Origin of the sequence: Clostridium sp. YIM B02551, from assembly GCF_022324735.1 — a bacterium.
Taxonomy (GTDB): Bacteria; Bacillota; Clostridia; order Clostridiales; family Clostridiaceae; genus Clostridium_T; species Clostridium_T paridis.
Genome location: NZ_JAKGTF010000009.1, coordinates 23,723 through 47,474, shown reverse-complemented (window position 1 = coordinate 47,474; position 23,752 = coordinate 23,723). Strand labels below are relative to the sequence as shown.

The window sequence follows — 23,752 nt, the reverse complement described above, 5'->3', positions numbered from 1 at the left end:
AATAATAAAGATTCTAACAAAGTATAGTACCCTTGCAAATTGGTGCATAATATGCAAGGTATTATTAATACTTTCTGGCTATAATTGTAAATGAAGGGGAGTGGGTGAATGGATTGGCTTAAGAGAATGAACGGAGCTATAAATTACATTGAGGATAACTTAACTCAGGAAATTGATTATAGCAAAGTTGCTAAGATAGCTTGCTGTTCAAATTATCATTTTCAAAGGATGTTTTCTTTTATAACAGATGTACCTTTGGCTGAGTACATTAGGAGAAGAAGACTTACTTTAGCAGCATTAGAACTGCAAAATAGCAGTATTAAGGTAATAGATCTTGCGCTAAAGTATGGCTATGAATCTCCTGAGGCATTTACTAGAGCATTTAATAAAATGCATGGGGTTTCACCAACTATAGCCAGAGAAATGGGAACACTTTTAAAAGCTTATCCACCATTATCCTTTCATATTTCAATAAAAGGAGATGCAGAGATGAATTATAAAATCGTAGAAAAAGGTTCATTTAAGGTTTTTGGAGTAGAAGAGGTTATTGACTTAACAAATGGTAACAACTTAATTAGGATACCTAAGTTTTGGGAAGAATGTTATGAGGCTGGTATTCTAGACAAATTAAGTGAGGTACAACAAAAAGTTGAGACTGAAAGTGAATTTAAACTTTGTGATGCTAATGGAATTATGGGATATAGAGATACAGGAAAAGATACTATGCCATATATGATAGGTGTTGTTGATTTTGAAGATGAACTTAAAGTTCCAGAAGAATATACCTCAGTTTCAGTTGATCCTTTTACATGGGTAGTATTTAGAACAGAGGAGCACTATGAATCAGAAGTTACAGATAAGATTCAAGAATTATGGAGACGTATATTCCAAGAATGGTTCCCAAGCTCAGGTTACGAGCATGCTGAAGGGCCAGAAATGGAATTATACTATACAGCAGACGATGATAGATTTTTCTCAGAAGTGTGGATACCAATTATAAAGAAATAGAGGACTACACATGCACATAAAAAACTGTTATTACATAGCCTTACTTTGTAATAACAGTTTTTCTATTATTTCATATATTTCATTCCAGTTATGAACTCTTGTGATATTTTCATTTAAAGTATGTCTATTGTAGTTTGTATTAAGCAGCAGAACTTTGAAGCCAGCAGTTGATAGCTGAATAGCATTTTCATAATTATCTTCTATAAATATATCACAATTTAAATCTTTTGCTTTATCTACCTTATAGTGGCTACCTAAAACAAATAAATCATTATAGTGAATATTATTCTTTCTTAAGTATCTGTGTGTAAGCATACTAAGACTTTTATCTCTTGCAGTAACAAAATATATACTATTATCTTCAGATAATTTAGCTAATATTTCTTGAACATTTTCTCTTAAGGGCTGATCCTCATGGAGTATAAACTTATTTTTATTATAAAATTTGTTGTATGATTCTTCCTCAATGCCTAGCACATTATGAATAGCATATTCAGTTACTTGTTCTTTCGTTATATTAGTATTAAAGTATTCATTACAAAAATCAAGCCAATAATAAGCATCTGTTATTGTACCATCGATATCAATGCAAATATTTAAATTAACCATTCGTTGCACCTCCTTTTATTTTAATAATAACATCTTAATGTTAAGATATAATTAAGTAGAAGTTAAGTCATGATATTATAGTATAATATCATTTATAATAAGGATTACATTCAAAAAGGAATGATAGAATGAAGGAAATATTAGTCAGTTTGTAGAATAAATAAAGATAGGTATAAGTTAAGTGATAAGTTATCGCTTAAGAAAGAAGGAGATAAATAATGGATAAAGATAAGGATAAGAGAATAGCTGTTTTGATAGATGCAGATAATGTGTCAGAAAAATATATAAAATATATCATAGATGAAATTTCAAATCATGGAGTACCTACTTATAAAAGAATATATGGAGACTGGACTAAGCCACAGCTTGCACCTTGGAAGAATGTGCTATTGAACTATTCCATAACTCCAATTCAACAATATAATTATACAACGGGAAAAAATTCAACTGATGCGGCATTAATAATTGATGCAATGGATATATTATATTCAAAAAATGTTGATGGGTTTTGCATAGTTTCAAGTGATAGTGATTTTACAAGATTAGCGTCAAGATTAAGAGAAGCTGGAATGTATGTAATTGGTATGGGGGAGAAGAAAACCCCAACTCCATTTATTGCTGCCTGTGAAAAGTTTAAATATCTTGAGGTGCTTGCATCTATGGCATCTAATATTGAAGAAACAGAAAGTGTTAAGACTGTTCATAAGAATCAAGAGAATAAGGTTGGTACCATAAGTAGAGAAAAACTAATAGAAGCTATTAAAACTATAATTACTGAAATTTCTGATGAAGATGGTTGGGCATTTTTAGGTGAACTTGGTAGTACCCTTAATAAGAGGTATCCAGATTTTGATAGTAGAAACTATGGATATACAAAGCTTACTCCATTTGTAGCATCATTAAATAAGTTTGAAATAAGATCAATTAAAACCAGTAATCCTAGTATAACTTTAAAGTATGTTAGAAATAAAGAATAATTATGTGTTTTCTGCAATTAATATAATGAAACGAAAGAGTTCAACTGATAAGTTGAACTCTTTCACTTTTTTAACTATTAATATTCAAATGTAGATAGTAATAATATACTAAAGATCAAATTTTGTGACTTGTTTTTCAGTTAATTGTGCGCCGTATTTAGATACATAAGAACCACTTTTAGTAATAAATATATCTTTAGCAATTATTGTATCCATTAATGCTGAGACTTCTGCTTCAGTTATTGACTCTTTTACTCCAGTAATAGAAAAAGAAGCTTTATCTCCACCTGAAGTTACGAAGGTCATTGAAAGTACATATTCCATTATTTCACCTACTTTCCATAATAAATTTTAAGTTGAATTTAGTTGTTTGATAGCTTAGAAGTTTCGTTTAAAAATAAATCTCTGGTAGGATTGTTTAAAATACCTTTAATAGCTTGGGCAACATCCAAAACATTTTCTGGTGCTGCAGTTAGCTTAATTCCAGAGAAATTCTTTTTTCTGAAAACAGGTGCACCAGCTGCATCTGTTCCACTTTGAACTTCTAGACTAAGAGTGGTGGAATTTATAACTTTGTTTATAGCCATTTACATAACCTCCTTTCTGAACTCTACATTAAGGATATATGTCCTTATTGTGAAATTTACCAAAATGTTGAAAATTTTTCAAACAAGCATTCTTATTACTCATTTTCAATAACTACTCCAAGTTTTGTTGAAATAATTGTATTGAGTTTATTAATAGATAAGGTCAAGCCAATTATGTTTTTCTCAAGTCTAATTAATAAATAAGCAGAAATAGCAACTGGAAAACCAACATTACCTATTAAATTAATTAGTTCATTTACTTCCATAAAAAATCACCTCCTTCATGAAATATATATGTTATGAAAAAATGTTTTGATTTTTAAATTTTCAATGTGATGGAATTGCCTTAAATGTAGATAAGTATAATTGAAGCATATATTCATGATGTAATTGATATAAAGGAGGTGATATATATGGCTGAAGCAATTTTATCATCACTTTCATTAGTGATAAAATATAAGGCTGGCATAGATAAAGAAGGACATGACGTTTTTAAAAGACAAGCTTTTTTGAATATATCTGATACCGCATCAGATGATGATTTAAGTATTGTTGGTCACGCAATTGGAGAACTTTTAAATACACAGATTTACAGCATTCTTAAAGAAAATAGATTTGAGATACTTGGTTAATAGTGCTAGGGGATGACTAAACTGGAAATTTATGAAAAAAGAGCAGTAGAACTTAAGGATAAAAATAATAAAAAATGTAGTTATAAGAAAAATATGTAAACATTGACATTTATTCTTTATAACTATAAAATTTATATATGTTGTTTTGAGAGGAAGAGGTTTATGGTGAATATACTTTTAGTTTGCGCTGGTGGAATGTCTTCAAGTATGTTAGCAGTTAGAATGAAAGAAGCCGCAAAAGAAAGGCAATTAGATATTTCGATTAATGCATTTTCAGAATTTCAAATTGAGAAGCATTTAGATAATATTGATGTAGTTTTGGTTGGTCCACAGATTAGATTTAAGATTAAACAAATAGAGAATGTATGTATTAATAAAGAAATTCCAGTAGCTATTATGGACATGTTTGATTACGGAAGAATGAGAGCAGATAAATTAATAGATCAAGCATTGGCTTTGGTACAAAAAAAATAAAATTTTTAATATAAAATCTTTAGAATTAATTCTAAAGGTTTTTTTCTTTTTAAAATTTCCATTTGCTTATGTTTTTTTTTATTTAGGTTAAAATAACATAAATGATTATTTGAAAAAATTATTTTAATATGTTAGCAGGATATTATTTGGAGGTAATCATATGCTAGATAAGTTTATGGATATATTACTAGGTGAACCTTTATCTAATGAACAAGGTGCGCATGAAAAATATAATGTTCCTTTTGGACTTGCGATTATGGCAAGCGATGCAGTTTCATCTGTAGCATATGCAGCAGAAGAAATTTTGTTTGTTTTGGTGCCAGTCTTAGGAGTTGCCGCATTTAATTGGCTTACATGGACATCTTTAATGATAATAGGGCTACTTTTAATACTTACAATATCATACATACAGATTATTAGAGCTTACCCACATGGTGGTGGAGCTTATATTGTTGCAAAGGAAAACTTAGGAGTTAAGTCTGGACTTGTAGCAGGAGCAGCACTTCTGATAGATTACGTACTTACAGTTGCAGTAAGTGCAAGTGCAAGTGTGGCGGCAATAACTTCAGCTTTTTCTGAACTTAATAGATATAAAGTTCTTATAGTTATCACCTTAATCATTATTTTAACAATTTTAAATTTGAGGGGTATCAGTGAATCCTCAAAAATTTTCAGTGTACCTACTTACATCTTCATTGTTAGTATGATTTTTATGATTTTATATGGATTATTTAAATTTTTAGTTTTGCATATTGAGCCAAATCAATTGGTTCACATACCTAAAAGAATGGATGTCATAGGAAGTGTAAGTGTATTTTTGATTTTAAAGGCTTTTGCATCAGGATGTTCTGCGCTTACTGGATTAGAAGCCGTAAGTAACTCAGTACCTAATTTCAAACAACCAGCCCAAAAGAATGCAAAGATTGTAATGATATTATTAACTGGGTTAATATTATTTATTTTTGGTGGAAGTTCTTTTCTTGCAAGGTTTTATCAGGTTTTTCCTTTACATGAAGGACCAACTGTAATTGCTCAGCTTGCATATGGGGTTTTTAACAATGGAATTATGTTCTATGTTATTCAATTTAGTACAGCAATTATTTTGCTAATGGCATGCAATACTGCTTTCACAGGTTTTCCGATGTTGATGTATGTTGTTGGTAAAGATGGATATGCACCAAGACAGTTTACTATAAGAGGTAAAAGACTAAGCTTTACAGTGGGAATAGTTGCGCTAGCTTTTGTAGCATGTTTCTTAGTTATAGCATTTAATGCAGAGACTCATCTCTTAATCCCTTTATATTCAGTTGGTGTTTTTATGTCATTTACTTTAGCTCAAGCAGGTATGGTAATTTATTGGAGAAAAAGTAAGGAAACTAGATGGAGAATACGTGCATCTATAAATGGATTTGGTGCATTTGTTACACTAGTAACTACTGGCATTATTGCATACGAAAAATTTATTCATGGTGCTTGGATAGTCATAATACTCGTTCCTATGATAGTTTATGTTATGGTTATGATACATAGACATTATAGTAGGGTTGCCTGTAGGTTAAGGGTAACAAAGGCATCTTTAAAAAATACAAATTTAAGGGTTAAGTATAATCATATTGTTGTTGTTCCACTTGCAAGTTTAAATAGTGCTACTATTGGGGCTCTTCAATATGCACAAAGTATTAGTTCGAATGTAATTGCACTAAATATATCGACTAGTAGAGAGGATTTAGAAAAATTAAAGCATAAGTGGGAATTACTTGATACAGATATATTATTAGTAGCAAAGTATTCTGCATTTAGAGCTGTGGTTACACCTATCTTAGATTATATAGATAAAATATCAAATGCAGCAGGTGAAGATGAAAAAATCACAGTTATTTTGCCTGAATTTGAAACCCATGAGTGGTGGGGAAGTTTTTTACATAACCATACAGGTTTCTTTTTAAGAGAAACCTTACTTAGAAAGAATAATATAGTGGTTGCAACATATCCATATCATTTATCTGAGGCAGATGTTTGTGAATTGGAAGATGATTAAAAATAATAGGACTATAAGCGGATTTATGCAAAAAATTCACTTATAGTCCTTATTTTTTACAATATTCATCAAATTTTAATAAATTAAGATAATTTTTAGATATTTTTTTAAAAAAATGTGATAGAATTATGACTATGTTTGCTGTCAGATATAAATGAACAATTTGTAAAACTTAAGTTGTTAACATTTAATTTAAAGAAATTATTCAATACTAACGGGGGTAAAATAATATGCTTGAAAAATTTATGAATCTACTGATAGGAGAACCTTTAGCGAATGAACAGGGAGGTAGTGAAAAGTATAACATTCCTTTTGGATTAGCAATTATGGCAAGTGATGCTATTTCTTCAGTAGCATATGCGGCTCAAGAAATTCTTTTTGTATTAATTGTTTTAGGAGCTACAGCTTATCAGTGGTTGACATGGACATCCTTTATGATTATAGGATTGTTAATCATATTAACAATTTCATATATTCAAATTATTAGGGCGTATCCTCAAGGGGGAGGAGCATACAAGGTTGCAACAGAGAATATAGGTACTAAAGCTGGTTTATCTGCTGGAGCAGGTCTAATAATAAGTTACATACTTACAGTTGCAGTTAGTGCAAGCGCAGGTGCAGATGCTATAATTTCTGCATTTAGTGGCCTATCAGAATACAAGGTATTATTTGTTGTTAGCATTATTATAGTTTTAACTATATTAAATTTAAGAGGTATCAGTGAATCATCAAAAATATTCGCAATACCAACTTACATTTTCATTTTCAGTATGGTTTTTATGATCGTTTATGGATTGTTTAAATATTTTGTACTAAATATTCATCCAGAACCAATGTACACAATTCCAAGTACTGCAACAGAAAATTTATCGTTGTTTCTTATCTTGAGAGCATTTTCTTCAGGATGTTCGGCATTAACAGGAGTAGAGGCAGTAAGTAATTCTGTTCCAAACTTTAAGGAGCCAAGCCAAAAAAGTGCAAAAACAGTAATGATTTTACTTGCAGGATTGATATTCTTTATATTTGGCGGTACCTCTATACTTACAATTTTCTATACTGCAGTACCAATTACTAATGGTCCTACAGTAGTATCACAAATAGCTTCAGCTATATTTCATAATGGATTTATGTATTATGTAATACAATTTAGTACAGCAGTAATTCTACTTATGGCATGCAATACTGCTTACACAGGATTTCCGATGCTAATGTACATAGTTGGAAAGGATGGCTTTGCACCTAGACAATTTACAATAAGAGGGAAAAGACTAAGTTTTTCTTTTGGAATTGGTGCATTGTCTTTTATAGCTTGCCTATTAGTTATTATTTTTAAAGCTGATACTCATAGACTAATACCATTGTATGCTATTGGTGTATTTATATCATTTACATTAGGCCAATATGGTATGGTAAATCATTGGAGAAAAGAAAAAAGTGAGGGATGGATAAAACGTGCTTGTATAAATGGATTTGGAGCTTTAGTTACCTTATTAACAACAATTATAATACTAGTAGAGAAGTTCAGTGAAGGAGCTTTTATTGTTGCTATTCTAATTCCAATTATTATATTAGTTCAATTAAAAATTAAAGCACACTATGACAGAGTTGCTTGTCGTTTAAGTATAAGTCAATTAAATTTGAAAAAAGTTGATTTAAAGGTGAAATATACACATATTATAATAGTTCCAATTGCAAGCTTAAATAAAGCAACGATTGGAGCATTACAGTATGCACAGAGTATAAGTGATAATGTTATCGCTATAAATATTTCTACAGATAAAGAAGCTATGGAAAGACTAAAACAAAGATGGAGTGAATTAGATACAGATATTTTACTAGTAGCGAAATATTCCCCATTTAGGGCAGTAGTTACACCTCTATTAAAAAATATAGAACAGATTGTAGATGCGGCTGCTGAGAATGAAAGAATAACAGTAATTGTTCCGGAGTTTGTTACGCATGAACGTTTTGGAGAAGTTTTACATAATCATACAAGCTTTTTTATTAGAGAAACATTATTAAGAAATAAAAATATTGCAGTTTCTACATTCCCATATCATTTATCAGATGAGGATGTATGCGAAAGAGAAATTAATTAAGAAATAGGACTATAGTATATTTGAATTTAGCCAATATACTGTAGTCCTTAAATTTATTATTTAGCGGTTTTTGCAGCTTCAACTAGGGCAGTAACATATCCTTTTGTATCTTGAAGAGTAGCTCCACTTACTGCATCTACCATTTTCTTGGCATCATTATCCTTTAAGGTTTTTTCTAAATCAGCAACAGTTTTTCCAGTTACATATTTTTCAATAGCAGCATAAGACTCATCAAGTGGTTTTGTTGCCTTCGCTTCTTCTTTCATTAAATCACTATAATATTTTGCATTAGCTTTTTTTGAAGCTAAAACCATGTTTGGATCTTTATAACCTTGAAGTCCAAAATCTTTATCAGAATTTGGAACTCCTTTTGCAACATCCTTTCCCATGAATTGGTAGTCATCAATAGAAGCACCAACTATAGTATCTCCAGATACAGCTACTACTGCAACTGTGAAACATTTTGTCCCATGGGCAGCATACTCAACTCTTCCCATCTTTATGTTGCTTGTGTCTACCTTAGCTGCAGTTGTGGTTTCAGTTTTATTTCCACAACCTACAAGTGAAGCAACAATACCTAAAGTAAGAACGATTCCTAAAAATTTTTTCATTAATATCTCCCCTTTATTTAATTTGATTTATGTATAGGGTTTTTTATAGGAAACTTAATTTATTCGTGTTTTAAAACACATGAATAAACTACTAGTTGAACTTAAAACCCTCTATTAAGTGTTTTGACATAAAATTAACGGTCTTTCATTCTCAATATATTGTTTGGGAGAGTATATTATTACTTATGCTTCATTAGAAAAACAAATACAGTATAAGTAAAACATATGAATAAGAATTGTCTATATTAATTAAAAGAACTCAACATAAATGCAAAGAGGTGGAAGTATAGCTGCTAAAATGAAGATGTTGACACTGGCAAATTTATTTCCCTCGTTCCATGTCTTGAGTGAAAGTTTAAATGTGTATAATGATATAAAAATATATAAAATCATGATTAATAAGTGCATATATATCATCCTTTATTATTTATTATCTTTTTCTGGAGGATTCATTTGTTTACCAAATCCTAAAATGTCAATTTTATAATCAATATTTACCTTGGCATTAGGATATTTATCAGACCAATTGTAATTCTTATATTCCTCATATGTGAAGAATTTTGGCCTTAAAACTTGAGATCCCCATAAGAAGGGCTCACCTTTAAATTCTTGCTGAGTTTTTCTTACTAATTTATATGAAGCAACTTTTAATTGATCTTCCATAGAATGTTTTAGTATTTCTTGTTTCTCAAGGTCTTCTACATATTTTGTAAAGCTTGGAATTGCAAGAATTTCTACTTTTAATGGGATTGTTACTTCAACTTCAGGATAAGTACCTTTAATATTAAAATGATATTTATTTTTTTTATACTGCAAAATTCTTGCTGTAAATTTATATTCTTTATCTAATGGATCTTCAAATGTAAATATCATGCTCCTGACACTTAAAGAAGGTCTTAATATCACGTTGATGCGGTTTTCATTTCCAGTTAAAACCCCTATCATTTTACCATCTTTAAAGACAGCTGAACCTATCATTTGAGTCGGATTACCGCCCTCAATATCAATTTCTCCTGGAAGATAATCAGCTTCATTACCTAATGTGTCAGGGGATGTATATATATGCTTTGGAGTGTTTTTTGTAGCTGAAAGATATACCGCTAAATATAAGCTAGACTTTCCTTCTGTTCTTTGCATGAATTTATTTAAGTCAGATTCCGGAACGTAACCAGTATCCTTCCACCTATCATACATAAAATCGAAATATTTACTGGTTCTATTTTCAACTTTAGGATCATTAGCACGCAAAAATTCTGAAGCAGGTTCTTTAGATACAAGTATATTCATACCTCTTTTTAGTTGGTTTTCACGAAGTGCGGCTTCTAATTGGTGAAAAAAGTCAGGGTCACGTGCAAAATCCTCTCCAATAATTAGAATTTTTGCATGAGTTAGTGTTATTCTTCTTGATATAACTGTGTTTGCAAGATGACGTGCTGAAATGAAATCAGGAGCTTCAAATGTAATAGTTTCATTTTTAGGACCTGTATCAGTTTCGGTTTTAGCCCCATGTCTTACATTTGTAATTTGGTAAGTTATGCTTAATCTATCTTCCGTTCCTTTATCTATACCTATTGCAGATACATAAGCTTGTTCCTCTAATTCAGTTCTATCCACACAACCAGATATAGAAGACAATGTCATAAAAAATAGAAGAAAGATAGATATAGATTTTATTTTCATTTATTATAATCCCCTTTCCATTGCGCAATAATTGATAATGTTATCGGAAGTATAATAATAAAAGTGGATAATATAGGTAATAAATACGTGTGTATTAATAGTGATATCTTTATGGAGTTTTCTGGAATTAAACATAGTAAAGTAATTAATGCGGTAACTGGTAAAATAAAGGGTTCAATTTTTTTTAGTTTAAGTAAATATGTAAACATTGCAGTTACTAGATAAAGATATACAGAATAATATAAAACTAATATTATTACTGAAGGAAGAAATAGTAGTGCTTCTAAATTACTTAAAAATCTTGTGATATTAATTAGCCTTACAAAAGTAAAAAATGGAAGTGCTATGATGCTTGTTGCAGGGTAATCAAATGTCATTTGAAGAATTATAAATATAACTGCTATAAGAATACAGGATATTAATAATGAAAATAAACTAGATTTTTTAAAGCTTTTATGATTTTTAAACATAGGAAAACAGATAGATAGCAATATAATAACTTGAAATATAGGTACATTTAAAAGTGAGGCTTTAAAAATGCTTTTTATTCCACCACCTGCTAAAGGAAATAAAAAAGCTGGGATTATAAGATGTTTAGAAAAAATTAAAATTAACAATAAATTTATTATAAAATAAAAAAGAAAAAGAAAAGCAGTTCTTGCACTTGCTTTTAGCCCTAAGGATCCTAAATAACAACTTGATCCAATTAGAGTAAAAACTAAAATTTCAGTACTAGTTTTCGGGAAAAATAAAGTACTTATGGTACTACAATTGTCTCTTATGTTTCCGATTAAAAAGAAAATATTTAATACTATAAGGAGGAGTATCAAAATAAAACCAACATATTTTCCTATAAGTATATAAATTATCTCAATTAATCCTTTATCTTTAAATTTTTTTAATAGATTTAATGTGCAAAGTATTGGAATTAGAATGATTACTGCCGAAAAAATAGGAACTACCCACCCCGCATTCTTTGCATCTTTAAATATAAAGGAAGGAGTATTATTAAAAGTATTTGTAAATAATAAAATAGTGATTAAAGTAATTGTTTCTTTAGTTCCTATTTTGCTATCAGAATTCTTAAACATATAATTTTTCACCCACCAATTGTTAGTTATATTGACTAGTCTCTAGGCTATTTGTACTATTCATTTTTATTAGAATTTTGAGGTTCTAGATTCATTGGTTGTTTGTTTAGTTTAAATATTGGTAGTCTTGTAAAAAAGTCCTTTGAGGATGGGTAATGTGGAGATTTTGGAGAAAAGAAAGGTACTCCGAAGGACTCAACTACACTTGTATATGCAATAGCTGCTGTTAAAATTAATCCAATTCCAAAGAAACCACCGAGAGTTCCTGCAAATAAAAAGATGAATCTACTTATTCTTGCTATAAAGCCTAGGGATTGTTCTGGAATCGCGAAAGATGATAATCCAGTAAGTGCAACGACAATAACTAATATAGGACTTACGATATTGGCTTCAACTGCTGCTTGACCTAATATTAATGCGCCAACTATACCTATGGTAGGACCTACAGCAGTAGGAATTCTTACACCAGCTTCTCTAATGAGTTCAAAGCTCATCTCCATTAGAAGTATTTCAACTAAAGCTGGAAAAGGAAGTTTTTCTCTACTTGCAGCAATGGCAATAACTAAATCTGTAGGAATTATATCTGTATGAAAATTAGTTACGGCTATATAAAGTCCAGGAAGCATTATGGCTATAAAAATAGCAACTACTCGTATAATTCTAAGAAAGTTGCCAAAAATCCACCTTTGATACATATCGTCTGCAGTATGAAAAAATGTCCAAAAAGTTACTGGGACAATGATGACATTTGAAGAAGAATCCATTAAAAGTGCAATATGACCTTCTTTCAAAAAGTAACATACTCTATCTGGCCGTTCAGTTGTAAAGGTAGTTGGAATTAGTGAATAAGGTCTATCTTCAATCCATTGTTCTAGCATAACAATTCTATCAATGTCTTCATTATTTATGGAGTATATTCTTTCCTTAACCTTACTTAATAGTTCAGAATTAACTAAATTATTTAAATACATTAATGAAACAGCTCTATGTTTATCTTTACCAATTGAAAGTGTCTCTGTAACAAGAGTGGGAGTTTTTAAGGATTTTCTAATTAAGGATCTATTTCCTTCCCCCCATTCTGTAAAGGCTTCCTTAGGACCTTTTAAGGTATTTTCATTTGTTGGTTTTTCAATTGCACGATGTTGAAAATTATCAGTATTAAGAATTATAGCTGTATTGCATTTATCGATAAGTAAAATCGTATTTCCGCTTAACACTTCGTCTATTATAGTATTGATATCATTAGTGTTTTTGGTGTCCTTAAGTGAAAGTACTTGTTCAACTAAAATTGTGCCTATATCACCTGAAATGTTATCAAGCATTGTAAATAAAAGAGGAGAAATTATATGATCATTTATTCTTTGTTTATCAACTAATGGATCGACAAATAACACAGCACCTTTTCTCATTAAGGATTTTATTTGTAGATTTTTTATTGTAAAGTCATCATTAACATCAGTAGAAAAAATTTGTTTAAATATCTTAATATTATTATCAATGTTACTTGTTAACGTATTATTTTTTGGATTATCTGTCGTAGTAATCACCTCCAAGATCTCTAATTTTAAATCTGTTAAACAATATTTATTATTTTAATATAGCAGTGTAAATATACGAAAAGTTCTTATCCAAGTTATGCCATTTTACTAGACAACTTTAACAAAATCTAAAATAGATTTATAATAGAATAATAACAATAGAAATAAACATAAGAAGGAGAAAAAAGAATGAAAAAGTACTATGGAGATTATCACTTGCATTCAAGCTTTTCCCCAGATTCTAAAGAAGCAATTGAAAATATATATAATAAAGCAAAGGAAAGCTATTTAAGTGAGATATGTTTAACTGAGCATATAAGCATGAATGAAAATGATAGTAGTTATGGTTATTTAAAATATGATGACTATATAGAAGAAATTAATAAGTATAATGGACAAGAAGGTTCAGTTTTACCAATGAAAATTGGATTAGAAATTGGAGAAGGACATAAATACATAAAAGAAGTGGAGGAGTATATAAAAGATAAAGATATAGATTTCATAATAGGTTCTCTACATAGGATTGATACTATTGGAGTTATTGGCTATCTAGAAAAGTATGACTTGAAAAAGGTATATGAAGACTACTTTAAAGAATTGTATGAAATAGCTGATAGAAGCAATTATGATGTTATAGGGCATATAGATTTAGTACAAAGATATGCATGGAAAAAGTATGGAAAATATGAATATAGAAATTATGTTGACTTAATTGATAGTATACTTAAACGAGCAATCGAAAGGGGGAAGGGGATAGAAATTAATACTTCTATTCTAAAGAACCGAAAGGAATATATGCCTAAACTAGAAATAGTAAGAAGGTATAGAGAGTTAGGTGGAGAAATAATTACGGTTGGATCTGATGCACATAGCTTTGACAGAGTTGGTGAAGGTATAAGCTTGGTTTATGAACTTTTAAAAGATAGTGGGTTTAAGTATATTTCTAGATATGATAAAAGAAAGTGCTATTTTGAATCTTTATAACTATATAATCAATAAATAAAGTAAGTTTTAAAAATAAACTTTCTTGGATAGAAAGAATCTAGGTAGGTTTATATATTTACTGTGTCATTTGTTAACAAACTTTAAACTTTTGACAACAATGTGAACAAGTACTTTGATTTTAAGTAATTTATGTTAAAATTAACTTTGGTAAATTTATATTTATGTTTGATGGTACATAAATTTTCGAAATAACTAAATAAAAAACAAATTTTTAAAGTAAAATATCGAATACTAATGGGGGTATTATAAAATGCTTGAAAAGTTTATGAACATACTTATAGGGGAGCCATTGGCCAATGAGCAGAGTGCCCAGGAAAAGTATAATGTTCCTTTTGGACTTGCAATAATGGCAAGTGATGCAGTTTCATCAGTTGCATATGCAGCAGAAGAAATTTTATTGGTTTTGGTACCAATTATTGGAGCGATGGCATATAGCTGGCTTACCTGGACTTCTTTTATGATTGTTGGATTATTGTTAATCTTAACTATATCTTATATACAAATTATAAGGGCTTATCCTCATGGGGGAGGAGCATATATAGTTGCTAAGGAAAATCTCGGATCAAAAGCTGCATTAATTGCTGGAGCTGCACTGCTAATTGACTATATACTTACAGTTGCAGTTAGTGCTAGTGCAAGTGTTGCTGCTATAACCTCAGCATTTTCAGAATTAAATGAACATAAGGTTTTAATTGTAATTTCATTAATTATAGTTTTAACCATCATGAACTTAAGAGGAATTAGTGAATCTTCAAAGATATTTAGTATCCCTACATATATTTTTATTATAAGTATGATTTTCATGATTTTATATGGATTATTTAAATATCTCGTTTTACATATAGAGCCTCATCAATTAGTAATAGATCCTGAGGTTACAAAGGGAATGGGAAGTTTAAGTGTATTCTTAATTATGAAGGCTTTTGCTTCAGGATGTTCTGCACTTACAGGATTAGAAGCAGTAAGTAATTCAGTACCAAATTTTAAAGAACCAGCTCAAAAAAATGCTAAGATAGTAATGGTATTGCTTACTGGATTGATATTATTTATATTTGGTGGAAGTTCAATATTAGCAAGATTTTATGAAGTTGTACCTAAAGATGGTGGACCAACTGTAATAGCTCAATTAGCATATGGTGTATTTAACTATGGACCAATGTTTTATGTTATACAATTTAGTACAGCTATAATATTACTTATGGCTTGTAATACTGCATTTACTGGATTTCCTATGCTTATGTATGTTGTAGGTAAAGATGGATATGCCCCAAGACAATTTACTATTAAAGGTAAAAGACTAAGTTTTTCAGCAGGAATTATTGCACTTTCATTTGTAGCATGTTTCCTTGTTGTAGCATTTAAAGCTGATGTTCATTTGTTAATTCCGTTATATTCAGTTGGAGTATTTTTATCATTTACTTTAGCTCAATCAGGAATGGTTATTCATTGGATGAAGAGTAAGGAAGCTGGCTGGCGTTCCCGTGCAGTTATAAATGGATTTGGAGCTTTTATTACTTTAGTTACTACTGGTGTTATAGTGTGCGTTAAATTCTTCTTAGGAGCTTGGATAATTATCTTAGCATTACCTATTGTTGTGTATGTTATGATTAGCATACATAATCACTATGATCGTGTTGCATGTAGATTAAGATTAAACAATAATTCACTTAAAAATTATGATCTTAAAGTAAAATTTGATCATATTGTTATAGTACCGCTTGCAAGCTTAAATAAAGCTACTTTAACAGCTCTTCAGTATGCTCAAAGCATAAGTCCACATGTAATAGCTATACATATATCAACGGATAAAGATGCTTTAGAAAAATTGAAGGCTAGATGGGCTTTGTTAGATACTGATATTATTTTGGTTGCGAAGTATTCCCCATATAGAGCAGTAGTTACTCCTTTAATTCAGTATATAAATCAAATTGCAGATGCAACAACAGATAATGAAAAAGTTACAGTAATATTACCTGAGTTTGAAACTCATGAATGGTGGGGCGGAGTACTTCATAATCATACAGGCTTCTTCTTAAGAGAAACACTACTTAGAAAGAAGAAAATAAATGTTTCAACATGCCCATACCATTTAACAGAAGATGATGTTTGTGAATTAGATAATGATAATTAATAATATATTATGTAGAGAGCCTTGCAGTAAATGTAAGGCTCTTAATTTATTTACTTAAGATAACATAAGGAGCTTTAATAAATATATCTAAAAATAAGTAATTTTATGGTACAATTTACATAAGTTAAAAAATATTGCTACTATAATTGATTAGGAGGGCAAAATATGAAAAATATAAAATCAGAAAATATTATTAAATTAATGTATATAGTATTTATAATATGGTCAGTGGCTACTATTGTGGTAATCAGTAAAAATATAGAGAGTAAAAGTGCAATTATAAGTGTAATAGGATATGCAATTTATTTATTTGTTATGGTTTTTTATTTAATTATAAAAACTTTAATGAATATTAGGAGTTTAAAATTAAGAGAAATAAGAAAAAGGTTTATCAAATTTTTATTGATGGCTGTGATTTTTGGTGGAACATCTTGTTCTATTGATTATTTCTTTAGACCAGAAAAATTTGATGTTTTTAGATCTTTCTCCATATCAATTTCCTTAGCACTTGGTATATGTTTCGTGGATTTAGCATTTAAGAAAAAATTAAACTAAAAAATAAATACAAAGAGGGGGATAGTGAGATATGAATGATAAAATATTAATGATTGAAGATGATAGATCCATTAGTGATATGGTTAAAAATTATTTGACTAAAGAGGGTTTTAATATAGATACTGCTTATGATGGGGAAGATGGGATAACTAAATTTCTAAAGGGCAATTATGATTTAGTTATTTTGGATTTAATGATGCCCAAATTAGATGGTATGGAAACTATGAAAATAATTAGAGAAAGAAGTTCAGTTCCAATTTTAATTATGTCTGCAAAGGACACAGATGTAGATAAAGCCATAGGATTGGGTTTAGGTGCAGATGATTATATAGCAAAGCCTTTCTCTATGATTGAGATTTCTGCTAGAATTAAGGCTTCTATTAGACGAGCTACAAAATATTCGTCTACAATAAATAAAGGAGAGGACAATATAGCAAAGCTTGGAGAGCTTACAATAAACTTTGAAAACTTTTTAGTTACTAAAAATGGAGATTCTATTCAGTTAACATCGAAGGAATTTGAGATACTCAAATTATTTATTAAAAACCCAAGTAGGGTTTTTACAAAAGCACAAATATATAGTTTTGTTTGGAATGATGACTATTTTGGGGATGAGAATGTTATTAATGTTCATATGAGAAGGCTTAGAGAAAAAATAGAAGATGATCCATCAAAACCTAAGTATATAAAAACGTTGTGGGGAATAGGATACAAGCTGGAGGGGAACTAATATGATTATTTTTTTACTTGTAATAATAGGCATACTTATTGGAGTAATTATATTTCAGTACTTGTCCAAAAGTGAGAGAAGCAAAAATTTAAAGTATATTGAAGATAAGTTGCAAGAGATAACGAGTAAAGGTAAGAATGGGAAAATTTTAGTTGTAAATGATGATGAAAGAATAAAAGGATTATTATTAGAAATTAATAACTTGTTAGATTATAGCCAAAAGGTTCTTGTAGATTATAGAAAAAAAGAAATATCAATGAGGAAAATGCTTTCAAATATTTCTCATGACTTAAAAACACCTTTAACAGTGGTGTTAGGTTATATAGAAACAATACAACTTGATAATAATATGGAGAGTGAAGAAAGAGAAGAATTGCTTTCTAAGGTTCATAATAAAACTTTGGAAGTTATAGATTTAATGAACAAGTTTTTTGATTTAGCAAAGCTTGAATCGGGTGATAAGGACATTCCAATTACTCGAGTTAACATGAATGAAATATGTAGAAAAAATATATTAGATTTCTATGATATATTAAATAATAAAGGAGTAAAGGTTAATATAAATATATCTGAAGAAACTATTTACTCTCACGGAAATAATGAAGTTTTAGATAGAATTATAAATAATCTTATTTCAAATGCAATTAGATACGGAATGGATGGGAACTACTTAGAATTTAATCTTAAGTTCGATAACGAATATTCATATATTGAAGTTATAGATAAAGGAAAAGGCATAGAGGAAAGTCAAATAGAGAATGTATTTGAAAGAATGTATACACTTGAAGATTCAAGAAATAAATTATTCCAAGGTAGTGGGTTAGGACTAACAATTACTAAAAGATTAGTTGAGAAGTTAGGTGGAGAAATTTATCTTAAAAGTGAACCTTATGAGAAAACCATCTTTACAGTAAAACTAAAAAGAATAACATACTAAAAATTATAAAAAACAAGATGTTTCAATATAATGCATCTTGTTTTTCTAATATAAGTTAGATTCATATGATGAGAGTTGAATTTTAAAGGTACAGAATTCATGGGCAAAACCGAAGGAATGCTAAACAGGCAGCGCATGGATGAGGTTTCTTCCTTATGCACGTAACTTAAGGATTTTGTAAGATTTGATTAATAAAAAAGAGAAGTCCAGAAATTAGAATAGAATTATAGAAGATAAGTAAAGAGAGGAGCAAGAACATGAGTTATATATTGAGAACTACAAATTTAACTAAATCTTTTAAGGATAAAAATGTTGTTACAAATGTAAATATGAATATTAAAAAAGGTGAAATATATGGTTTTTTAGGTCCAAATGGAGCAGGTAAAACAACTATTATGAAGATGATTACTAATCTTGTGAAGCCTACAAGTGGAGAGATAGAAGTGTTTGGTGATAAGCTGATGAATAATTCTTTTGAAATATTAAAAAAGATAGGAACCATTATAGAATACCCAGTATTTTATGATAAACTAACTGGAAGAGAAAACTTAGAATTACATTGTGAATATATGGGTTATTATGACAAAGGAGCTATCGATAAGGCATTAGACTTAGTAGGATTAAAGGATATAGATAGCAAAATGGTCAAGGAATATTCCTTGGGAATGAAGCAAAGGTTAGGAATTGCCAGAGCTATTATAAATAAACCAGAATTATTAATATTAGATGAGCCAATAAATGGACTTGATCCAATTGGAATTAAGGAGATTAGAAATTTATTTAAAATGCTAAACAAGGAATATGGAATGACTATTTTGGTATCAAGTCATATTTTAAGTGAGATAGAACAAATAGCAGATACAATAGGTGTGATAAATCATGGAAGATTAATAGAAGAGATTTCTATGGAAAGTATTAGAGACGAGAACACTGAATATGTAGAAATAATTACTAAAGATTGTACTAAAGCAGCTTATATATTAGAAAGTGAGCTTAATATTTCTAATATTAAGGTGGTCAATAATTCATTGATAAGAGTTTATGATTTAAAGGTTTCGCAAAATAGTATATCTAAGGCGTTGATTTTAAATGGGGTAGAAATAGACGCAATAAACAAGAAAAATATTTCTTTGGAAGATCATTTCTTAAAACTTTTAAATGGAGGGGATTTAAGTGCTTAAATTAATGAAGTTAGAACTAAAAAAGTTTAGAATAGGGGTAAAAGGTGCAGTAATAGCTAATCTAATAATGCTAGCAGCCATAGTTATGACAGTGTTTGTTTCTCAGGATTCCAAGGAATTTTCAAGTTATAGCCTTGTATTTGAACTAAATGGATTAACAGTAAGAGCAGTTTTCATAATATTTTCAGCAAGCATTATAGCAAAATTGATAGTTGGAGAATATAATAATAAAACTATAAATCTTATGTTTATGTATCCAATTAATAGAATGAAAATTATGATTTCAAAAATAGTAATAGTTGTAATATTTGCGTTTATTGCAATGTTTGCATCAAATATTTTTCTAGATGTCAGTATATATTTAATTAATTCATTTACTCATATACTACAAGATACTTTAACAATTGATATGATATCAAAGACATTAATAAACTGTTTAATATATTCATTTATATTTGCATTTGTTAGCTTAATTCCTGTATTTGTAGGCATGAGGAGAAGAACAACAGGTTCAACTATTATTACAGGAGTTATTGTGACAAGTATATTAAGTAATGGTAGTGGAACTGCATTAAGTACATTTATAATAATTCCAATTATATTTGCGATGCTTGGAGTAATCGGAACTTATATATCCATAAGAAATATAGATAGTGCAGATATTGTATAGGCTAAGGAAGTTCATTTTGAACTTCCTTATTTTTATGGAATAAATGACTTAATATTCAAGTTTATAGAAAGGTTTTAATAAGAATTATAAAAAAGTACTTTACATTATTAAGTACTCAACATTATAATAATATTAAGTACTTAATAATACAAAGTAGTTTGAAAAGATTATTTTGTGAGGAGGATAGACATGGAGTTCGATAAGGAAATACTTAAAGGATATATTGATACTATGATAATATCAGTGTTACTGGAACGTGACATGTATGGATATGAAATAGCTAAAAGAATAAGAGAAAAATCAAAAGTTAATTATGAAATAAAAGAAGCAACATTGTATTTATCATTGAAAAGATTAGAAAAGAAAGGTTGCTTAGAAGGTTATTGGAATGATGAAGAAGCTACAGGTGGTGGAAGACGAAGATATTATAAAGTTACACTAGAAGGTAAAAACCTTTTTAAAGATAAGATTAGAGAGTGGAGTATGTTACAAGAACTTATAAGTAATTTTATGGAGGGGTTTCATTATGAAGAGGATAGATAATTTTGTAGATAAAGTATATAAAGATTTTGATAAAAATGATGAAGAAGTGAAGATATTAAAGGAAGAAATGAAGGCACATCTTTATGATAGTGTTAATGATTTAATTAGTGAAGGACATAGCGAAGAAGAAAGTATGGATATAGCATTGCGTAATTTTGGAGATGAAAATAGCTTTTCAAGTGAAATGGATGCAATTATAAATAGACCAAAGAAATATTTGGATAGGTTATTACAAATAACTATTATTTTATTTGTAATAGGGGTTTTATTTAAGATAGGGGCTGTTTATACAGAATTTAAAAATATAGCAGAGTGGGATAAAATCAGACCAACAACAGAAACAGATGTAAATAATGAAATAAGAACTATATTAAAGGGAAAAGATAAATTGTCTGCTAGTGATAAGAATAATATTGATGAAGTATTAAATAAATATAATAACGAATATGAAAATGGATTATATTATGTTCAAATAACAAATTATAGTGTGTCATACTATGAATATAGTAGAGAAGTTTCTCATGAACTCATAACTAATTCTAATCAGGGAGTATCTGGAGACAATACTGGTTGGAAAATTATAAGTAAACAGACGGATAAAGATTCTTTAAGGAGTAGAGAAGTGTGGGAAGGAATGCCCACAATAGATAGATACTCTAATTCAGCACAATTTATATTAAATAAGCTTGGACTTCTAGTTATATTGTTTTCCTGGGTGCTTTTTGTTATGTATAATGTTCGTAAGATAATATTTATTGGTAAAGATATTAAGAAGGTTGTGATGGTTTATTCTATAGAAACAATACTAATTTTAAGTTCACTTTTAATAGATAAAGATATAATTGCAATAGTTGTCGCAATATTCATGGTTTTAGATTGTTTATATCTAAAAGCTACAAATAAAAAAAGAGACATAGAGATACTAGGAACAGCGTAATTAAAATAAACTCATGGACATATTCCATGGGTTTATTTTAATTATAAGAAAATTTTCATAGATGCAATTATAGTATAATAGGAGTATTATAAGATTAAAGAATTCAAAAATAAAAGATTTATAGTAGTTTAATTATATATAATGACAAGGAGAGGATAAGATGGACGTAGGCAGAAATGATAAATGTTGGTGTGGAAGTGAACTTAAATATAAAAAGTGTCACATGGAATTTGACGAAAGGTTGCAAGAATTAAAGAATCAGGGTCATATAATTCCACCAAGAGAAATTATCAAAAACAAAGAACAAATTGAAGGAATTAGAAGAAGTGCTAAAATAAATAATGCTATTCTAGAATTAGTTAGCAGTAATATAAAAGAAGGTATGAGTACAGAGGAACTAGATAAATTAGTTTATGATTATACTATATCTCAAGGGGCTATACCTGCTGACCTTAATTATTATGGATATCCAAAGAGTATTTGTACTTCAATTAATGATGAGGTATGCCATGGAATACCAAGTGAAGATATAATACTTAAAAATGGAGATATTATTAATGTAGACGTATCTACAATTTTTGAAGGATATTTTTCAGATGCCTCTAGAATGTTTAAAATTGGAGAGGTAAGCGAAAATGCTGAAAAATTAGTTAGAGTATGTAAAGAGTGCTTGGAGAAAGGTATTGAGGCAGTAAAGCCATGGGGATTCTTAGGAGATATAGGAGCAGCAATACAAGAGCATGCAGAAAAAAATGGTTACTCAGTTGTTAGAGATTTTGGAGGACATGGAGTTGGTATTAAGTTCCAGGAGGAGCCATTCGTACCTCATTATGGGAAAAAGGGAACTGGAATGGTTCTAGTTCCAGGTATGGTTATAACTATTGAGCCAATGATTAATGAAGGGGACTATAGACTATATGTGGATCATAAAAATGAATGGACAGCACATACAAAAGATGGTTCACTTTCAGCTCAATGGGAGCATACAATTTTAATAACTGAAGATGGTACAGAAATAATATCTAAATAAATAGAGAAACAGAAGCAGTTGCTTCTGTTTTCTTATTTAATTATGTAGTTTTATAAATGGACCATGACCAGAAGCTATGTATTTTATAGGAAGTTCTGATAATACATGTTTTATTATTTCAAGAGCTTTTGGTGAAGGAATTTGCCTTTCAGTAATTGCATTTATTTCTTCTTCTATAGTAGAATCAATTATTTGTTCATCAATATTATCATAATTTATAATTAAATCGCTACTAAATAGAATATTGCGTTTAGTATCAAATACAATAAGTCCTTCCCATAAGTGCATCTCAGAAGGATAGGATATAAATTTAAGAGAATATACATCTTTTTCTAATGTATCATCAGGATTTTTAATTAGTAAATCATAATTAAATCCAAAACCATTAAATTGCATTGAAGTTGTTTTTGAGCAAATTGTGTGAGCATCAGGATATTGCTCAAGTATTAGGTCAATACCTCCGCATTCATCTCCTTCAAAATGAGATACGAAAATATAGCTAAGTTTTTTCTCTCCTAATATTTCTTTAAGTTTAGGAACTAAATCTTTTGCCATATTATGATTTCCTGTATGAATTAACATGGGATCATTTCCTAAAAATAAAAATTGATTAAAATTAATAGGTACGTTAGGAATTGAGTGATTAAACTTATAAAGATCATCTAAAACTTTTATTACTTCCATTCTAT

25 protein-coding genes are annotated in these 23,752 nt (G+C 29.3%); 16 read left to right on the top strand and 9 right to left on the bottom strand.

Features of this window, described 5'->3' with window-relative positions:
- Nucleotides 1-108: 108 nt before the first annotated feature.
- Complete coding sequence (locus L1S47_RS11785; protein WP_238883733.1) at nucleotides 109-1,008, top strand: AraC family transcriptional regulator; 900 nt, start codon at nucleotides 109-111, stop codon at nucleotides 1,006-1,008.
- 30 nt (nucleotides 1,009-1,038) lie between these two features.
- Here L1S47_RS11785 and L1S47_RS11780 read toward each other — a convergent pair whose 3' ends face one another.
- The gene (locus L1S47_RS11780) at nucleotides 1,039-1,617 is read right to left on the bottom strand and encodes a hypothetical protein (RefSeq protein WP_238883732.1); all 579 of its coding nucleotides are present in this window, start codon (nucleotides 1,615-1,617) and stop codon (nucleotides 1,039-1,041) included.
- Nucleotides 1,618-1,835: 218 nt separating this feature from the next.
- Between L1S47_RS11780 and L1S47_RS11775 the strand changes: the two genes are divergently transcribed.
- Nucleotides 1,836-2,594, top strand: coding sequence for an NYN domain-containing protein (locus tag L1S47_RS11775; RefSeq protein WP_202765755.1), 759 nt, complete (start codon nucleotides 1,836-1,838; stop codon nucleotides 2,592-2,594).
- Between the two features lie 108 nt (nucleotides 2,595-2,702).
- On the opposite strand, the gene L1S47_RS11770 is transcribed toward L1S47_RS11775, so the two are convergent.
- From L1S47_RS11770 to L1S47_RS11760, 3 genes are all read right to left on the bottom strand, one after another.
- Nucleotides 2,703-2,918: a DUF2922 domain-containing protein gene (locus tag L1S47_RS11770; RefSeq protein ID WP_202765754.1), complete on the bottom strand. Its 216-nt coding sequence runs from the start codon at nucleotides 2,916-2,918 to the stop codon at nucleotides 2,703-2,705.
- Nucleotides 2,919-2,956: 38 nt separating this feature from the next.
- Nucleotides 2,957-3,181 (bottom strand): DUF1659 domain-containing protein, encoded by a 225-nt coding sequence (locus L1S47_RS11765; RefSeq protein WP_202765753.1) that lies wholly within the window; start codon nucleotides 3,179-3,181, stop codon nucleotides 2,957-2,959.
- Nucleotides 3,182-3,276: 95 nt separating this feature from the next.
- A complete protein-coding gene (locus L1S47_RS11760; protein ID WP_202765752.1) occupies nucleotides 3,277-3,447 on the bottom strand; it encodes a YvrJ family protein in 171 nt (56 codons plus the stop codon).
- Between the two features lie 147 nt (nucleotides 3,448-3,594).
- Between L1S47_RS11760 and L1S47_RS11755 the strand changes: the two genes are divergently transcribed.
- From L1S47_RS11755 to L1S47_RS11740, 4 genes are all read left to right on the top strand, one after another.
- Nucleotides 3,595-3,813, top strand: coding sequence for a DUF1659 domain-containing protein (locus tag L1S47_RS11755; protein ID WP_238883731.1), 219 nt, complete (start codon nucleotides 3,595-3,597; stop codon nucleotides 3,811-3,813).
- Nucleotides 3,814-3,975: 162 nt separating this feature from the next.
- Nucleotides 3,976-4,287 carry a PTS sugar transporter subunit IIB gene (locus L1S47_RS11750; protein ID WP_202765750.1) on the top strand — a complete coding sequence of 104 codons (312 nt, stop codon included), beginning with the start codon at nucleotides 3,976-3,978 and terminating at the stop codon, nucleotides 4,285-4,287.
- A gap of 160 nt (nucleotides 4,288-4,447) precedes the next feature.
- Nucleotides 4,448-6,325 carry an APC family permease gene (locus L1S47_RS11745; protein WP_202765749.1) on the top strand — a complete coding sequence of 626 codons (1,878 nt, stop codon included), beginning with the start codon at nucleotides 4,448-4,450 and terminating at the stop codon, nucleotides 6,323-6,325.
- Between the two features lie 230 nt (nucleotides 6,326-6,555).
- Nucleotides 6,556-8,424, top strand: a complete 1,869-nt coding sequence (locus L1S47_RS11740) for an APC family permease (protein ID WP_238883730.1) — start codon at nucleotides 6,556-6,558, stop codon at nucleotides 8,422-8,424.
- Nucleotides 8,425-8,480: 56 nt separating this feature from the next.
- Here the strand turns inward: L1S47_RS11740 and L1S47_RS11735 are convergent, their stop codons facing one another.
- From L1S47_RS11735 to L1S47_RS11720, 4 genes are all read right to left on the bottom strand, one after another.
- Nucleotides 8,481-9,035, bottom strand: coding sequence for a hypothetical protein (locus L1S47_RS11735; protein WP_238883729.1), 555 nt, complete (start codon nucleotides 9,033-9,035; stop codon nucleotides 8,481-8,483).
- Nucleotides 9,036-9,458: 423 nt separating this feature from the next.
- Entirely contained in the window at nucleotides 9,459-10,715 is a 1,257-nt protein-coding gene (locus L1S47_RS11730) for a Ger(x)C family spore germination protein (protein WP_238883728.1), read from the bottom strand.
- The gene (locus L1S47_RS11725) at nucleotides 10,712-11,806 is read right to left on the bottom strand and encodes a GerAB/ArcD/ProY family transporter (protein ID WP_238883727.1); all 1,095 of its coding nucleotides are present in this window, start codon (nucleotides 11,804-11,806) and stop codon (nucleotides 10,712-10,714) included. The genes L1S47_RS11730 and L1S47_RS11725 overlap by 4 nt, the downstream gene beginning before the upstream one ends.
- A gap of 56 nt (nucleotides 11,807-11,862) precedes the next feature.
- Nucleotides 11,863-13,353, bottom strand: a complete 1,491-nt coding sequence (locus tag L1S47_RS11720; protein WP_238883726.1) for a spore germination protein — start codon at nucleotides 13,351-13,353, stop codon at nucleotides 11,863-11,865.
- 180 nt (nucleotides 13,354-13,533) lie between these two features.
- On the opposite strand from L1S47_RS11720, the gene L1S47_RS11715 reads away from it, so the two are divergent.
- From L1S47_RS11715 to L1S47_RS11670, 10 genes are all read left to right on the top strand, one after another.
- Nucleotides 13,534-14,328, top strand: a complete 795-nt coding sequence (locus L1S47_RS11715) for a histidinol-phosphatase HisJ family protein (RefSeq protein WP_238883725.1) — start codon at nucleotides 13,534-13,536, stop codon at nucleotides 14,326-14,328.
- A 271-nt stretch (nucleotides 14,329-14,599) separates the two neighbouring features.
- Nucleotides 14,600-16,480, top strand: coding sequence for an APC family permease (locus L1S47_RS11710; RefSeq protein ID WP_238883724.1), 1,881 nt, complete (start codon nucleotides 14,600-14,602; stop codon nucleotides 16,478-16,480).
- 165 nt (nucleotides 16,481-16,645) lie between these two features.
- Complete coding sequence (locus tag L1S47_RS11705; protein WP_238883723.1) at nucleotides 16,646-17,035, top strand: hypothetical protein; 390 nt, start codon at nucleotides 16,646-16,648, stop codon at nucleotides 17,033-17,035.
- Between the two features lie 31 nt (nucleotides 17,036-17,066).
- A complete protein-coding gene (locus L1S47_RS11700; protein ID WP_238883722.1) occupies nucleotides 17,067-17,765 on the top strand; it encodes a response regulator transcription factor in 699 nt (232 codons plus the stop codon).
- Between the two features lies 1 nt (nucleotide 17,766).
- Nucleotides 17,767-18,702 (top strand): sensor histidine kinase KdpD, encoded by a 936-nt coding sequence (locus L1S47_RS11695; RefSeq protein ID WP_238883721.1) that lies wholly within the window; start codon nucleotides 17,767-17,769, stop codon nucleotides 18,700-18,702.
- Between the two features lie 257 nt (nucleotides 18,703-18,959).
- Nucleotides 18,960-19,883: an ABC transporter ATP-binding protein gene (locus tag L1S47_RS11690; protein ID WP_238883720.1), complete on the top strand. Its 924-nt coding sequence runs from the start codon at nucleotides 18,960-18,962 to the stop codon at nucleotides 19,881-19,883.
- Nucleotides 19,876-20,553 (top strand): ABC transporter permease, encoded by a 678-nt coding sequence (locus tag L1S47_RS11685; protein WP_238883719.1) that lies wholly within the window; start codon nucleotides 19,876-19,878, stop codon nucleotides 20,551-20,553. The genes L1S47_RS11690 and L1S47_RS11685 overlap by 8 nt, the downstream gene beginning before the upstream one ends.
- Nucleotides 20,554-20,742: 189 nt before the next feature.
- Nucleotides 20,743-21,096, top strand: a complete 354-nt coding sequence (locus L1S47_RS11680) for a PadR family transcriptional regulator (RefSeq protein WP_238883718.1) — start codon at nucleotides 20,743-20,745, stop codon at nucleotides 21,094-21,096.
- The gene (locus L1S47_RS11675) at nucleotides 21,080-22,033 is read left to right on the top strand and encodes a permease prefix domain 1-containing protein (protein WP_238883717.1); all 954 of its coding nucleotides are present in this window, start codon (nucleotides 21,080-21,082) and stop codon (nucleotides 22,031-22,033) included. The genes L1S47_RS11680 and L1S47_RS11675 overlap by 17 nt, the downstream gene beginning before the upstream one ends.
- 160 nt (nucleotides 22,034-22,193) lie before the next feature.
- Nucleotides 22,194-23,063 (top strand): methionyl aminopeptidase, encoded by an 870-nt coding sequence (locus L1S47_RS11670; RefSeq protein ID WP_238883716.1) that lies wholly within the window; start codon nucleotides 22,194-22,196, stop codon nucleotides 23,061-23,063.
- Between the two features lie 36 nt (nucleotides 23,064-23,099).
- Here L1S47_RS11670 and L1S47_RS11665 read toward each other — a convergent pair whose 3' ends face one another.
- Nucleotides 23,100-23,747 carry an MBL fold metallo-hydrolase gene (locus L1S47_RS11665; RefSeq protein WP_238883715.1) on the bottom strand — a complete coding sequence of 216 codons (648 nt, stop codon included), beginning with the start codon at nucleotides 23,745-23,747 and terminating at the stop codon, nucleotides 23,100-23,102.
- Between the last annotated feature and the right edge of the window lie 5 nt (nucleotides 23,748-23,752).